General features: G+C 74.3%; 10 protein-coding genes and 2 riboswitches. Of the genes, 1 reads left to right on the top strand and 9 read right to left on the bottom strand.

Going from position 1 to position 12,572, the window contains the following annotated elements; translation table 11 throughout:
- Positions 1-98 precede the first annotated feature (98 nt).
- Genes ACYU7L_RS16760 through ACYU7L_RS16780 form a run of 5 tightly spaced genes read right to left on the bottom strand, consistent with a single transcriptional unit; the run spans position 99 to position 7,027 of the window.
- Positions 99-1,076: a cobalamin biosynthesis protein gene (locus ACYU7L_RS16760; RefSeq protein WP_460798970.1), complete on the bottom strand. Its 978-nt coding sequence runs from the start codon at positions 1,074-1,076 to the stop codon at positions 99-101.
- Positions 1,073-3,508 carry a cobyrinate a,c-diamide synthase gene (locus ACYU7L_RS16765; protein ID WP_460798973.1) on the bottom strand — a complete coding sequence of 812 codons (2,436 nt, stop codon included), beginning with the start codon at positions 3,506-3,508 and terminating at the stop codon, positions 1,073-1,075. The genes ACYU7L_RS16760 and ACYU7L_RS16765 overlap by 4 nt, the downstream gene beginning before the upstream one ends.
- Positions 3,502-4,116 (bottom strand): cob(I)yrinic acid a,c-diamide adenosyltransferase, encoded by a 615-nt coding sequence (gene cobO, locus ACYU7L_RS16770; protein WP_460798975.1) that lies wholly within the window; start codon positions 4,114-4,116, stop codon positions 3,502-3,504. The genes ACYU7L_RS16765 and cobO overlap by 7 nt, the downstream gene beginning before the upstream one ends.
- Positions 4,116-4,919, bottom strand: coding sequence for a uroporphyrinogen-III C-methyltransferase (cobA, locus tag ACYU7L_RS16775; protein ID WP_460798977.1), 804 nt, complete (start codon positions 4,917-4,919; stop codon positions 4,116-4,118). The genes cobO and cobA overlap by 1 nt, the downstream gene beginning before the upstream one ends.
- The gene (locus ACYU7L_RS16780) at positions 4,919-7,027 is read right to left on the bottom strand and encodes a VWA domain-containing protein (protein ID WP_460798979.1); all 2,109 of its coding nucleotides are present in this window, start codon (positions 7,025-7,027) and stop codon (positions 4,919-4,921) included. Before ACYU7L_RS16780 ends, cobA begins: the two co-directional genes overlap by 1 nt.
- Before the next feature lie 24 nt (positions 7,028-7,051).
- A riboswitch (cobalamin riboswitch) is annotated at positions 7,052-7,191 on the bottom strand.
- 54 nt (positions 7,192-7,245) lie between these two features.
- Between ACYU7L_RS16780 and cbiE the strand changes: the two genes are divergently transcribed.
- On the top strand, positions 7,246-8,481 hold the full coding sequence (gene cbiE, locus ACYU7L_RS16785) for a precorrin-6y C5,15-methyltransferase (decarboxylating) subunit CbiE (RefSeq protein WP_460798981.1): 1,236 nt from the start codon (positions 7,246-7,248) through the stop codon (positions 8,479-8,481).
- A 9-nt stretch (positions 8,482-8,490) separates the two neighbouring features.
- On the opposite strand, the gene ACYU7L_RS16790 is transcribed toward cbiE, so the two are convergent.
- The 4 genes from ACYU7L_RS16790 to ACYU7L_RS16805 are packed head-to-tail and all read right to left on the bottom strand — an operon-like array spanning position 8,491 to position 12,297.
- Positions 8,491-9,240 carry a cobalt-precorrin-4/precorrin-4 C(11)-methyltransferase gene (locus tag ACYU7L_RS16790; protein ID WP_460798983.1) on the bottom strand — a complete coding sequence of 250 codons (750 nt, stop codon included), beginning with the start codon at positions 9,238-9,240 and terminating at the stop codon, positions 8,491-8,493.
- A complete protein-coding gene (locus tag ACYU7L_RS16795) occupies positions 9,237-10,757 on the bottom strand; it encodes a precorrin-2 C(20)-methyltransferase (protein ID WP_460798986.1) in 1,521 nt (506 codons plus the stop codon). The genes ACYU7L_RS16790 and ACYU7L_RS16795 overlap by 4 nt, the downstream gene beginning before the upstream one ends.
- Entirely contained in the window at positions 10,754-11,419 is a 666-nt protein-coding gene (locus ACYU7L_RS16800) for a precorrin-8X methylmutase (RefSeq protein WP_460798988.1), read from the bottom strand. The genes ACYU7L_RS16795 and ACYU7L_RS16800 overlap by 4 nt, the downstream gene beginning before the upstream one ends.
- A complete protein-coding gene (locus ACYU7L_RS16805) occupies positions 11,416-12,297 on the bottom strand; it encodes a nitrite reductase (protein WP_460798990.1) in 882 nt (293 codons plus the stop codon). The genes ACYU7L_RS16800 and ACYU7L_RS16805 overlap by 4 nt, the downstream gene beginning before the upstream one ends.
- 58 nt (positions 12,298-12,355) lie before the next feature.
- Positions 12,356-12,549, bottom strand: a riboswitch (cobalamin riboswitch).
- Positions 12,550-12,572: the final 23 nt, after the last annotated feature.

The following is a 12,572-nucleotide window of genomic DNA, read 5'->3' on the forward strand; positions in this document are numbered from 1 at the left end:
GGGAAGTCCGGCACCGGGCGAGTGTATGACCAGCACCACCGGCAGACCGCCCATCGGCTGATTCGTACGTCCGACGCGGCGGAACGCCGCGCCCTGGATCAGCCGATGCCGCGCATGAACGGCGCCCAGAACCCTGACAAGACTCCGCGTGCGCCGCGACCGAACTCCATCGCGAACAACACCGCCCCAGCTGCCGCTATCCACCCCGTCCGGCAGGCGAGCTCGACGCTTCGGGGCACATCACTCGTCCGCACCACCCGCCCCTCCCCCATGGTGGGCCGGTGCTCCGCCCGGTCGCCGTACCGGTTGACCCCACCGAGCCTGATCCCGAGTGCCCCAGCGAACGCAGACTCGACGACCCCTGCGTTCGGGCTCGGATGCAGTCCGGCATCGCGTCGCCAGGATCGCCAGACGTCGCCGGCCCGGCTGGGCTCGGCGAGCAGGACGCAGAGTGCGGCATAGCGCGACCCCGGCAGGTTGAGGAGGTCGTCGAGCCGTGCGGAGGCCCAGCCGAAGCGTTCGTAGCGGTCGTTGTGGTGCCCCACCATCGCGTCGAGGGTGTTCGCGGCCCGGTGAGCGAACAGGCCGGGCACACCGGCAACGGCGCCCCAGACGAGGGACGCCGTGACGGCGTCCGAGGTGTTCTCCGCGACGGACTCGACCACCGCGCGGGCGATCTCGTCCTCGGTCAGCCCCGACGGATCACGCCCGACCAGATAGGTCAGTCGGTGCCGAGCCGCGGGCAGGTCGAACACGAGGAGCGCGTGGACGGCAAGGGCCTCGCGCTCCAGGCTGCGCCCGCCGAGCACGGTCCAGGTGGCGAGCGCGGTGGCTCCGGAGTGCAGCAACGGATGGCGTCGGGAGGCGCGTTCGACGACCACGCCGAGCAGCGCGCATCCACCGACCAGCGTGGCGCTGTGCACGACCCCACGAGATCGGGAGTCCGCATACCACCGCCGTTCCGCGCGGCTGGCCAGACCGCCGAAGACCGCCACCGGATGGCCCCGCCGCGGATCGCCCCACAGCCGATCGGCGACGAAGCCGGCCGCCAGACCAGCCGCTCGCGCACGGCTCACGCCTCGACCCGTAGCGTGTCCAGGGCCGAGAACAGCGCCGCACACGTCTCGGGTGGTCGGACCGCGATCCGCACCCACTCCTCGCCCAGTCCCGGGAACGTGTCCGCCCGTCGTACGGCGACCCCCCGCTCACGCAGCGCCGCACGGGTTCCGAGCCCGAGCCGGGCCAGCACGAACGACGCCTGTGAGTCCACGATCTCGATCCCGCGGGTGGTCAGGCCCTCCACCAGGGATTCACGCCAAGCCGTGATCCGCGCCGTACGTCGAGCAGCCTCCGCCACCGCCGCCGGCGTGGTGCAGGCGATCGCCGCCTGGAGCGCCGGCGTCGACACCGACCAGGGGATCTGGCGGGCCGCCAGCCCGCTGATGGTCCGCTCGTTGCCCAGCAGATAGCCGGCCCGGATGCCCGGGATCGACCAGTGCTTGGTGAGGCTGCGGATCACCAGCAGCCCTCGTCGGCGGTCCTGGGCCAGCGACTCCCCCTCTCCCGTCACGGTCTCCATGAACGCCTCGTCGACCACGACGACCCGCTTGGGCCGGCGTAGCCGCAGGATGTCCGCCGCCGGGTGGAGCACCCCGGTCGGGTTGGTCGGGTTGCCCAGCACCACCAGATCGGCGTCCTCCGGCACGGCGTCGGGGTCCAGCCGATAGCCGTCCTCGGCACGGCACTGCACCACGCTCACCTGGTGTCCCGCGCGTTCGAGAGCGGCGTGCGGCTCGGTGAACTGCGGATGCACGACCACGACGTGGCGCCACTGCTTCCACCGGGCGACGAGCTCGAACGCCTCGGCGGCGCCGGCGGTGACCAGCACCTCCGCGGGCCGCCGGCGGTGCAGCTGCGCGATCGCGGCGCGCGCGGCCGTCGGGTCCGGATAGGACACCGAGGCCCATACGCCGTCGGCCAGCGCGGACTCCAGCCACGCCGGCCGTGGCTCAGGATGGACGTTGACGGCGAAGTCGAGCAGCCCCGGACCCACCTCCCTGTCGCCGTGGTGGTGCAACGGCTCGGTCGGCGTCGGGTCAGGGCACGACTCCTCGACCGTCACGGGGACGGTCGCGATACCGGTGGGCACCGGGTCGGCCGCAGCTGCCGCCTCGGCGAAGCGGTGGGCCAGCTGGGGGGCTCCAGCCCAGTGCAGGTGGAGGTACGACGCGTGCAGCGTCCGCGTGGCCACCCCGATCAGCTCGCCGTCGATGTCCCACGCCGGCGGACAGCCCCGGGCCGGCTGGGTGAGGGCGGTGCGATGGAACTCGTGGCCGTGGACCGTCTCGCCCACCCGGGTGAGCAGGTTGTCGCCGGCAGCGCGAGCAACCGGGTAGCGCAGCGTCAGCCGCTCGGCCATCGCCGCGCTGGTCCCGATCACCCCCGCCATCGGGGTGTCGTCGAGTGCGTCGAGCAGGTAGAGAAGCCCGGCGCACTCGGCCACGGTCGGCAGCCCGGCGCGGACGGCGTCGCGGACCTGGCCGAGCAGGGAGAGGTTGCCGGCCAGCTCCTGGACGTGCACCTCCGGGAAGCCACCGCCCAGCAGCAGCGCTTGCGTGCCGGCGGGCAGGGCCGGGTCGACCAGCGGGTCGAAGCGAGCGATCCGGCATCCGGCGGCGACCAGCAGCTCCTCGGTCTCGGCGTAGGCGAACGTGAAGGCCCGTCCGGCAGCGACCGCCACCACCGGCGCCTCGCCCGCGACCCGTGCCACCTCGGCAGCAGGATCCCAGGGCGTCACGTCGAGGGCCGGTGCGGCGCGGGCGGCCGCCAGCAGCGCGTCGAGGTCGACGTGGCGGCCCACCTGCTCCCCGAGCCGGGCCACCAGTGCCGTGGCGCCGACCCGCTCGGCGGCGGGGACGAGTCCGAGGTGGCGCGAGGGCGTGGCCAGCGTGGCGTCGCGGGGCACCACCCCGAGCACAGGGACGGACAGGGAGCGGGTCACCTCGGCGACGTTGCGCGCCGAGCCGGCCTGGTTGAGCACCACCCCGACGACGTCGATCGTCGGATCGTAGGACGCCATCCCCGCCACCAGCGCGCCGACCGAGCGCGACATCCGGGAGATGTCGATAACCAGCACGACCGGGGTTCGGGTGAGGCGAGCGACGTGGGCGGTGGAGGCGAAGCCATCGGTGCCGAGCCGACCGTCGTGCAGCCCCATCACGCCCTCGATGACCGCCACGTCGGCGCCCCGGGCACCGTGCAGCAGCAGCGGCGCGATCCGCTCCTCCCCCACCAGGTGCGGGTCCAGGTTGCGCCCGGGCCGCCCGGTGGCCAACGAGTGATAGCCGGGATCGATGTAGTCGGGGCCGACCTTGTGCCCGGAGACCTCCAGCCCGCGGGTGCGCAGAGCGGCCATCAGGCCCGTGGCGATCGTGGTCTTGCCCTGGCCGGTCCCCGGGGCTGCGACGACCACGCGGGGCAGGCCGGCCGGAGGCGGCTGGATCACCATTCGATCCCCCGCTGCCCCTTCTGGCCGACGTCCATCGGGTGCTTGTGCTTGGTCATCTCGGTGACCAGGTCCGCGATCTCCAGCAGGGCCGGCGCGGCGCGCCGCCCGGTGATCACGACGTGCTGGCGCCCGGGGCGGCCCCGCAGGGTGGTGACCACGTCGTCGAGGTCGACCCAGCCCCAGGCGATCGGATAGGTGAACTCGTCGAGCACGTAGAGCTGATGGGTCTCCTCGGCCAGGCGTCGCTTGATCTCCTGCCAGCCCTCGGCGGCGGCGCGGGCGTGGTCCTCGGCGTCACCGCGCTTCTTGGTCCACGACCACCCGGCGCCCATCTTGTGCCACTCGACCGGGCCGCCCTCGCCGGTCTGCGTGTGCAGCTCGCCGAGGCGCTCGAGCACGGTCTGCTCGCCGATGCGCCACTTGGCGGACTTCACGAACTGGAAGACACCGACGCTCCACCCCTGGTTCCACCCGCGCAGCGCGAGTCCGAACGCGGCGGTGGACTTCCCCTTGCCGTCGCCGGTGTGGACCATCAGCAGCGGCCGGTTGCGGCGCTCGCGGGTGCTGAGGCCGTCGTCGGGCACGGTCAGCGGCTGTCCCTGCGGCATCAGCGCATCTCCTCGATCAGGTCGGTCGTGGTCAGGTCGGCAAAGGCGGGTACGGCGTTGGAGGTGGTGGCGAAGCGGGCGACCTCGCCGATCACCGTGATCGCGGGCGGAGCGAGGTCCCCGGCGACGTCGGCGATCCGAGACAGGGGCCCCGTCCGCACGGCCTGGTCGCGATGCCCCCCGCGCGCGATCACCGCGGCGGGGGTCGCGGGCGAGAGCCCGTGCGTGAGCAGCTCGTCCGCGATGGCCGACAGGTTGGCGACGCCCATCAGCACCACCAGCGTGGTGCCGGCCCGGGCCAGGGCGGCGTAGTCGAGGGCGCAGGTCGGGTGGTCGGGCGGCACGTGCCCGGAGATCACGCTGAAACCGTGCACCAGGCCGCGGTGGGTGACGGGGATCCCGGCGAGGGCCGGTACGGCGACCGCGGAGCTGACCCCGGGCAGCACCCGGGTCGGCACGCCCGCCTCCGCACAGGCAAGCACCTCCTCCATGCCGCGGCCGAAGACGAAGCCGTCGCCGCCCTTGAGCCGGACCACCCGACGCCCGGCCCGGGCATGGGCCACCAGCAGCTCGTTGATCCGCTCCTGCGAGGTCGCCCGTCCGCGGGGCAGCTTGGCGACGTCGACGATCTCGGCGTCAGGCAGCGCCCACGCCAGGGCCCCCTGCGGGGCGAGGTGGTCGACGAGCAGGACGTCGGCCTGCTCCACGGCGGCGCGGCCGGCGACGGTCATCAGGCCCACGTCGCCGGGTCCACCGGCCACCAGGGTGACGGTGCCGGGACGCAGGGGTGCCAGGGTGCCCATCAGGCGACGCGGCCGGCGACGACGTCGACCAGGCCCGCGGCGCTGACCTGCGCCATCGGCAGGTGCTCGGCGCGCAGGTGACCGGCCAGGGTGCGGGCCAGCCCGAGCCGCAGCGGACCCTGCTCACAGTCGATCACCACGCTGGGCACCCCGAGGGCGGCCACCTGGGCGGCGGCGACCTGCGAGCGCAGCACCGGGTCGGGACCGGCGGTGGCCCGGCCGTCGGTGACGACCAGCAGCAACGGCCGCTCCCGCCCGCCGCGCAATCGCTCGCGACGCAGCACCTGGGCAGCCTCGAAGAGTCCCTCGGCGAGCGGTGTCCGACCACCCGACGGCAGGTCGTCGAGCAGCGCGGCAGCGACGTCGACGGAACCGGTCGGCGGCAGCAACAGGCTCGCCCCGGAGGCGCGGAAGCCGACCATCGCGACGCGGTCCCGGCGCCGGTAGGCGTCGGTGAGCAGCGACAGCACGGCGGTCTTGACCTGCACCATCCGGCGACGTGCCGCCATCGACCCGGAGGCGTCGACGCAGAACAGCAGCAGGTTGGCCTCCTTGCCCTCGCGGACGGCGGTGCGCAGGTCTGTCGGGGCCAGCAGGATCCGGCCCCCTTGCGCGCCGCTCCCCTGGCGCGCCGAGCGCTCGGCGGCCGCCCGCAGGGTCTCCACCAGGTGCAGCGAGCCGCGCGCGGTGCCGCTGCCGACCCGGCGACCGCTGGTGCCGATGGCGCGACTGCGCCGTCCCGGCGCGCCCTGGCCGACGCCGTCGACGGTGAGCAGCCGCGGACGGTACGCCGTCTCCGCGCTGGCCGCCGTCGTCGGGCCGTCCCCGCCCGGCGCGGACGGTGTCTCCGGCATGGGGTCCGGGTCGGCAGCAGGGTCGGCCGGGTCGGCGGGCGCCGTGGAATCGGGCCGGGACTCGCCGGGATCCGTGGAGCCGGACGCCTCGGAGGACGGGTCGCCGGAGTCCGGCGCTGGAGAGTCGGTGGCGCCAGCGTCAGCACCGTCAGCGTCTGAGTCGTCGCTGGCGGGTCCGGATCCCGGGTCGGGCGTCGGGCTCGGCTCCGGCGGGTCCGGCAGCTCGTCGTCGCCGAGCACCCGGTCGAGCAGGTCCTCGTCGAGACCCGGGGCGTCGAACGGGTTGCGCCGGCGCCGGTGCGGCAGGGCCAGCAGCGCGGCGGCCCGGATGTCGGCGAGCGTGACGCGGTCGCGCTGGGCCCAGGCGGCGTGGGCGAGCGCCGTACGCGCGGTGACGATGTCCGCGCGGAGACCGTCGACCTCGAACGCCGCACACACCTCGGCGACCTTGAGCAGCGCCGCGTCGGTGAGCTCGACCTGCTCGAGGCGGTCCCGGGCGGCGGCGATCCGTGCCCGCAGGGACTCCTGACGCTCGGCATAGTCGACGGCGAACGCCTCGGGGTCCAGGTCGAAGGCCAGGCGGCGACGGACGACCTCGACGCGCAGCCGCGGATCCCGAGGGGCAGCCACCTCGACGGTGAGGCCGAAGCGATCGAGCAGCTGAGGGCGCAGCTCGCCCTCCTCGGGGTTCATCGTCCCGATCAGCACGAACCGGGCGCCGTGCTGCAGCGAGACCCCGTCGCGCTCGATCGAGACCGTGCCGGTGGCGGCGGCGTCGAGCAGGAGGTCGACGAGGTGGTCGTGGAGCAGGTTGACCTCGTCGACATAGAGCACGCCGCGGTGGGCGCGGGCCAGGAGCCCGGGCTCGAACTCGATGGCCCCGGAGGTCAGCGCCTTCTCCAGGTGCAGCGAGCCGACCAGCCGGTCCTCGGTGGTGGCGACCGGCAGCTCGACGAGGCGCACCGGGCGGGTGATCCGGGCGTCCGGCGCGAAGGGGCCGTCCGGGGACAGCGCCCGCGGCTCCGCCGGGTCGACGGAGAACCGGTCCCCGTCGTACACCTCGATCCACGGCAGCACCTCGGCCAGCCCGCGGACGGTGGTCGACTTGGCGGTGCCCTTGTCACCGCGGACCAGCACCCCGCCGATCTGCGGGCTGATCGCCGTCAGGACAAGGGCGAGGCCCATGTCGTCGAGGGTGTTCTGGGGGTGGTCGGCGCAGCCGACGACGGCAGAAAAAGGGTACTTCGTTGGCACGTGAGGCTCCCGCTCGCTTGGCCATGGATGTGGCGACGCGAGGCCGGTCTTCGGACTAGACCGAATCACTCCTGACGGAGTGCTCGGTTCACCGCAGCGGGCCTGTGCCGGAATCTCACCGGCTTCCCAGATTCTCCCCGTTGACCTTCCCCACCGCAGGGCGATGGATGGGCCGCAGAGGCACCTCACGTGTTGGCGTCACGATAACCTCCCGTTCCGTGCCCACCCCCACAGACCCCCGCGACGCCTTCCGGCTGACCGTCGTCGGCGTCGGCGCCGACGGCCGCCTTGCCGAAGAGGCCGCGGCTCTGGTCCGCGACGCCGAGGTGCTGCTCGGCGGACGCCGGCACCTGGCCGATGTCCCCGCCGTGCCAGGCCAAGAGCGCCTGGTGTGGCCCTCCCCGCTGACCGACGCGCTGCCCGCTCTGCTGGACCAGGTGGCCGGCCGACGGGTGGTGGCGCTCGCCTCGGGCGACCCGATGCTGTCGGGGATCGGCAGCACCCTGGTCCGACTGCTCGGCGCATCGGCGGTGCGCGTGCTCCCCGCGGTGTCGTCGATCGCGCTGGCCCGGGCCCGGATGGGCTGGTCGGCGGAGGAGGCCGCAGCGATCACCCTGGTCGGGCGCCACGAGGCGCGGCTGCTGCGCGAGCTCGCCCCGGGGCGCCGGCTGCTGCTCCTCACCTCCGGTCCTGCGGCCCCCGCGAGCGTCGCGCATCTCCTGGTCGAGGCTGGTTGCCCGGAGGCCGTCGTCACCCTCCTCGGCGACCTCGGCAGCGCCCGGGAGAGCCGGACCTCCCGGCCTGCATTGGAGTGGGCGACCGCGGCCGACGACGACGTGCCCGCTCTGCACGTGCTCGCCGTCCAGCTGCCCACGCCCCTGGCGACCTGGCACTCGTCGTGGGTCGCCGGGCTGCCCGACGACGCCTTCGAGCACGACGGCCAGCTCACCAAGCGTGACCTGCGCGCATCCGCGCTGTCCCGGCTGCGACCCGCCCCCGGCCAGCACCTGTGGGACGTCGGCGCAGGCGCGGGCTCCGTCGGCATCGAGTGGATGCGGGCGCACCCGACCTGTCGCAGCACCGCGGTCGAGGCCGACCCGGACCGCGCCGACCGGATCGGCAGGAACGCCGCCCGGTTGGGCGTCCCGGACCTCACCGTCGTCCGCGGCCGGGCGCCGGACGCGCTCGACGGGCTGGCGGCCCCCGACGCCGTGTTCATCGGCGGCGGTGCCATCCGCCCCGGCGTGCTGGACGCCTGCCTCGCGGCGCTGCCGATCGGCGGGCGACTGGTGGTGCACGGGGTCACCCTGGAGACCGAGCACCTGCTCGCGGACGCCTACCGTGCCCACGGCGGCGAGCTCACCCGGATCGCCGTGGAGACCAGCGCACCCGTGGGCACCTTCACCGGCTGGACGCCGGCGCGCACCGTGACGCAGTGGAGCCTGACCCGCTGAGGGGTCGTCTCAGGTACGCCGCTCCCGGGCCGCGCTGTAGAGGAACGACTCGCCACCGCCCGCGTCGTCGGCCAGCGCCCGGCCGACCATGATCACGGCCGCCTGACGCAGCCCCTCCTGCTCGACCAGGGCGGCGATGGTCCCGACGGTGCCGCGCAGGAACAGCTCCGACGGTTGGCTGGCCCGGTGGACGACGACCACCGGACAGTCCGCTCCGAGCACCGGCTCGAGCTCGCCCATCAGCTCCCGGGTGCGGGCGATGGCGAGGTGCAGCACCAGGGTCGCTCCGGTGGCGGCGAAGGCCACCAGGTCCTCCCCCGCTCCCATCGGCGTCGACCGGGCCCGGGTCCGGGTGAGGACGATCGATTGAGCGACGTGCGGCACGGTGAGCTCGCGCCCCACCAGCGCGGCGGCCGCGGCGTACGCCGGGACACCGGGGGTCACCTGCCAGGCGACCCCCGCAGCGTCGAGACGCCGGGTCTGCTCGTGCAGCGCCGAATAGACCGACGGGTCCCCCGAGGTCAGCCGGACCACCTGCCTGCCCGCCCGGGCCCCCTCGACGAGGTGGCGGGTGATGGCGTCGAGGTCGAGATCCTGGGTGTCCACGAGCTCGGCCCGCGGACCGCAGTGGGCCAGCACTCCCGCGTCCAGATAGGTGCCCGGGAAGAGCACCAGGTCGGCCGCGGCGAGCAGGCTGGCCGCCCGGAGGGTGAGCAGGTCGGCCGCGCCAGGTCCCGCTCCGACGAAGTGCACGCTCATCGCACGAACCTCGGCGTCCACACGCCGGCCGCCGACGCCCGGGTCCCGGAGGCGCCGACGATCAGCAGGCACTTCATGTCGATGCTCGCCGGGTCGAGGTCGCCGAGCGTCGTGACGGTGAGCGACTCCTCGGCCCGGCCCACGTCGCGCCCGACGACCACGACGGTGGCGGCGTCCCGGTGCTCGAGCAGCACCGAGCGCGCTGTCGCGACCTGCTCGGTGCGGCTGCGGGAGGCGGGGTTGTAGACGGCGAGCACCAGGTCGGCCTCGGCGATCGCCCGCAGCCTCCGCTCCACCACCGCCCACGGCTTGAGCCGGTCCGAGAGGCTGAGCACGGCATAGTCGGCGCCGATCGGCGCGCCCGCCCGGGCGGCGACGGCCTGGACGGCGCTGACACCCGGCAGCACCCGGACCGGTACGCCGGCGTAGGCCGGGTCCTCGGCGGCCTCGAAGACCGCGGCCGCCATCCCGAAGATCCCGGCGTCACCGCCCGAGACCACCGCGACCCGCTCTCCACGCAACGCCAGATCGAGGGCGAGCCGCGCCCGGTCTACCTCGACGGTGTTGCCGGAGGCGTGCCGCGTCAGGCCCGGGCGCTGCCGGACTCGCGCGACATAGGGGCCGTAACCGACCACGTGGTCGACCTCGGCGAGGACCGCGTCGACCTCCGGCGTCAGCCAGCGATCCGGCCCCGGGCCGAGCCCGACGACCAGCAGCTCCGCGACCGCCTCGGCGACCTTCGGGGAGGCCACGCTCACCGGGTCGCCGTCGCGGGACCGGCGGCCGTTGCGGCTGTCCCCGGTCACCACGACCAGGGAGAAGTACGGCACCCGCTCGGCGTCCACGTCGGCGACCGGGCGCCACTGCTCCTCGGGCATCGAGGCGCGCTCGACGTAGACGGCGTGCTCGAGCCGGCCCGCGGCGGCCAGCGCACGTCGTACGGCGGGGAAGGTGCGGCCGAGCTTCATGATGATCGCGCCGTCGGTGTCGGCCAGGCGGCGGGCGAGCTCGGGCTCCGGGAGGGTGCCGGGCAGCACGGTGAGCACGTCGGTCTGGCGCACCAGCGGGCTCGCGACGGCGGACGCGGCGGCCAGGAACGCCGGCACGCCCGGGACGATCTCGGTCTCGTAGCGCTCTGCGAGCCGGTCGTGCATGTACATGTAGGAGCCGTAGAAGAGCGGGTCGCCCTCGGCCAGCAGCACCACGTCGCGCCCGGCGTCCAAGTGGACCGCGAGCCGGGCCGCGGCCTCCTCGTAGAACGCCGCCATCGCGCCGGCGTAGCCGCCGGGGTGGTCGGTGACGCCGGTGGTGACGGGGTAGGTCAGCTGCTCCTCCAGCACCCCGTCCGGGATCAGCTCGGCGGCGATCCGTCGCGCGTTCGAGCGCCGCCCCGCGGCCGCGTGGTAGGCGACCACGTCAGCCTGCTGGATCAGCCGGGCGGCCTTCCGGGTGATCAGCTCGGGATCTCCCGGGCCGACCCCGACACCGGCGAATCGTCCTCGAGTCACGGTGCTCACTCCTCGTCCCGGGCCAGCGCGTTGAGCGCCGACGACGTCATCGCCGAGCCACCCCGGCGACCGCGCACGGTCACGAAGGGGACGTCGATGCCGTGCTCGGCGGCCAGGTCGATGAGGGCCTGCTTGGACTCGGCAGCGCCGATGAACCCCACCGGACACCCCACGATCGCCGCCGGGCGTGGTGCCCCGTCGATGAGCATCTCGAGCAGGTGGAACAGCGCGGTCGGCGCGTTGCCGATCGCCACCACGGCTCCGGCGAGGTGCGGCTCCCACAGCGAGACGGCCGCGGCGGTCCGGGTGGTCCCCCAGGCCGCGGCGAGGCCAGGGACCTCCGGCTCGTTGAGCGTGCACAGCACCGCGTTGTCGGCGGGCAGTCGGCTGCGGGTCACCCCCTTGACGACCATGGTGGCGTCGCACAGGATCGGCGCGCCCGCCTCCAGTGCGGCCCGCGCCGCAGGCACCAGACGAGGATCGATGACGAGGTCCTCGGTGAGGTCGACCTGGCCGCTGCCGTGGATCATCCGGACCGCCACGCGCTCGGCGGTGGCTGGGATCCGGGACAGGTCGGCCTCCCGGCGGATGGTGGCGAACGAGTCCAGATAGATCGCCGGCCCGTGGTCGACGTAGGGGTAGTGCCGCTCGGGTCGACGCAGCTCGCTCATGGGTGCTCCTCGGGTCGTCGGCTCTCGCCGGTCAAGAGGTCGGGATCGGGGATCAGGACGCCCCGCCAGGGGGTGACGACGACCTCGGAGGCGCCGGCGCAGAGCTCCTCGACGGCGCGCCGGTCGAGGCCGGTCTCGGGTACGGCGGTGTGGACGCCGCCCGGCACCGGGCCGAAGCCGAGCGGTGGAGCAGGGTCGGGGACGTGCGGGTCCGGCGGATGCGGTGTGACCAGGGGCGTGTCGAGCTCGGCGGCGTGCCAGGCGGCCTCGGGGCCCTGCCCGCGCACGTCGAGGAAGCGGACCGCGAGGTCGGCCAAGGCACGTGGGGCCTCGTGGAGATCGACGGTCGGCCCCCAGTCCGGACCGACCCGGAGCTGGGCACGGTCACCGTCGAGGGCGACGAGCCCGAGGTCGCAGGGCCGCGTCAGCAGGTCGCCGCGCCCGTCGTCGAGCACGAACAGGAACCGGCCGGGCAGTCCGGCGAGCGTGGTGCTGGCGCAGATCTCGGCGTCGAGCGCTGCGACGGTGGGGCGCAGGTCGGCGCGTCCCCCGGCCAGTCCGGTCTGGGGCGAGGCCATCACGTTGCGGGCCAGGTCGTGCGCACGGCTGGGCAGCAGGCCGGTCGTCTCCAGCTCCTCCAGGACCACACTGGGCAGCTGCTCGGTGCCGGCGTGCCTGGGCAGGGCCCGGAGCTGAAGGTTGCTGCGTCCGGTCACGTGCACGTGAGCGTCACCGTAGCGCTCCGCGACCGCGACGAGGGCACGCAGCGAGTCGCCGCGCAACCGTCCGCCCGGGAGCCTGAGGCGGACGAGGAGCCCGTCGTCAGCGGGCCAGGGGCGGAGCGCGCCAGGGCAGCGGTCTGGTCGATACCGGTTCACCGGGAGTCACCTTGTTCGGAGTCCGGGCCCGTACGCGGGACCCACCATGACCCGACGACGGGTGTCGTCAGGGCCAGCAGGTCTTCGGACTCGGATCAACCGGGTCAGGACGCCTTCCCAGGGCGGATGCCCCAGTGGCTGCCGTTGCCGGCGTGTCCTGCCCGTCCCCTCACCGCTGCGCGTCAGTCCCGGATTCGCACCGGGTTCCCTGACTCCGTGTTGCGGAGTACGACTGGCTGAGCGGAGCGTACCTGGAACTCCGGACAGCCGACGTC

This window comes from Nocardioides pacificus (genome assembly GCF_054775955.1).

Excerpts from the sequence above, each read along its gene's own strand:
- ACYU7L_RS16765 (WP_460798973.1), bottom strand. The coding sequence starts at position 3,508 with ATGGTGATCCAGCCGCCTCCGGCCGGCCTGCCCCGCGTGGTCGTCGCA.
- cobO (WP_460798975.1), bottom strand. The coding sequence starts at position 4,116 with ATGCCGCAGGGACAGCCGCTGACCGTGCCCGACGACGGCCTCAGCACC.
- cobA (WP_460798977.1), bottom strand. The coding sequence starts at position 4,919 with ATGGGCACCCTGGCACCCCTGCGTCCCGGCACCGTCACCCTGGTGGCC.
- ACYU7L_RS16790 (WP_460798983.1), bottom strand. The coding sequence starts at position 9,240 with ATGAGCGTGCACTTCGTCGGAGCGGGACCTGGCGCGGCCGACCTGCTC.
- ACYU7L_RS16800 (WP_460798988.1), bottom strand. The coding sequence starts at position 11,419 with ATGAGCGAGCTGCGTCGACCCGAGCGGCACTACCCCTACGTCGACCAC.